1 protein-coding gene is annotated in these 1,569 nt (G+C 53.9%); it reads right to left on the reverse strand.

The window, feature by feature from the left end; genetic code table 11:
• Window positions 1–31 precede the first annotated feature (31 nt).
• Window positions 32–1,300 (reverse strand): IS110 family RNA-guided transposase, encoded by a 1,269-nt coding sequence (locus BM300_RS29780; protein ID WP_063321205.1) that lies wholly within the window; start codon window positions 1,298–1,300, stop codon window positions 32–34.
• Window positions 1,301–1,569 lie beyond the last annotated feature (269 nt).

Below are 1,569 nucleotides of genomic sequence, written 5' to 3' on the forward strand. Positions count from 1 at the left end.
TTGGGGCTGCTTCACGCTCTGAGCTCTTCCGTCAACATGCTTTCGTTGCCTCCGGTGCTCTTATCAAAGGCGAGTCGTGGCGGGCCAAGGCTTGTAAATAGACGCTCTCGTCATACTGGGATCCAGCATTCCAGCACCGATAAACGATCCTGATCCATTTAAAAGCCAGTGCCCTCAGGGCTGCTTGATGAGAGCAGCCTTTGGCCTTCTGCTGGCGATAGTACGCCCCTGCCCATACCGATTGATTGATGCTGTGGGCAGCCCACTCGACAAATGTCTGGCGCAAAAAGGTTGAACATTGATAGCGCCAGCGAACGATTTTCTTCTTGCCACTGCGCTCGGTAACCGGAGCGATCCCGGCATATCGCTGCATAGCACCAGCATCCTTGAAGCGATCACGTTGCTCACCAAAAGCTACCATTAGCCGTGGTGCAAGCTGTTGCCCGGCTCCAGGCAAGGATTTGAAGAGGCTGTAATCGGCCAGGGTATTGGCCGTTTCTTCGATCGCCGCATCAAACTGCTTGATCGCCACCAGCATCCCACTCAGTTGCGATGCCAGGGTCCGCACATACAGCGCTGAAGGGGTAACAATCCCCGGATCCTCTGTCAGCGGCGTGGCCTTGAGGATCAAGGCCAGGCGCTGCTGATTGAGTTCTGCATGGCGAACATTGTGCGCGTTAAGAAACTTCAAAACGCTTGTAGGCCGAGCACGTTTAAGTGTTTCCAACGTCGACCAGCGCTCCAGGAAATCACAAAACACCTGTGTGTCATGGTCGTGGAACAACTCCAGCGCCAACGGATAGTACTGCTTGAGCATGCAAACCAACCGATTACTGGTTCTTACCCGCTCATCAACCAAGGTTCTCCGATGTTCAGTCAAGCTAGCCAGAGAGCGTATGGCAGGACTTTGTTTCTCCTGCAGGGGAAATCTGTCGGGATGCTTGAGCAATAGCTCAAGTGCCCACTGGGCATCGCTCGGATCGTCCTTCGCACCGCTGGGAACAAAGGCCTTACGCTGCTTGGCTAAGGTGGCGGGGTTGATTGGGAACAAACAAAAAAAATCATATTTTTGCAGGGCCGCTATCAACGGTCCTTTGTCTAACTCCACGGCAATGGCGATAGGACCGCCATAACGCTGATACAGCGCATGAGCCCATTGATCAATAGCTTCGGGGTTGTGTCGGATGACCGAGAAGCACCGCTGGGCTTGCCCAGCAACCTGCAAGCAGACGTCATGTTTGGTATCGGCCCAATCAATTCCGATATAAGCAGTGAATTTCTGAGACAAGAGCGTTTGCATTGCACACCTCCACAGACGCTAAAGTACATGCAGGAACATGCATGCTTGCGTCCAGCGAAGGCGATATAGAGAGCCGTGCCCGGCTTTCCCTGAGTGTTCGTTAGAGGGCGCAAGCGCACCTGCTGGGCTCGAAGGTGAAGCAGTAATCATCGAGATGCGTTGCAGCCCTATTCGTAGCTCGCAGGTGCATGTTCCTTCCTCGCAACAACCGGACTCCAGCGAGTATCAGTATGGGGGAGCAAGGAACGGACTACCTATATCGCAGCCCA

Origin of the sequence: Pseudomonas sp. NFACC46-3, from assembly GCF_900114515.1 — a bacterium.
GTDB classification, from domain to species: Bacteria; Pseudomonadota; Gammaproteobacteria; order Pseudomonadales; family Pseudomonadaceae; genus Aquipseudomonas; species Aquipseudomonas fluorescens_Q.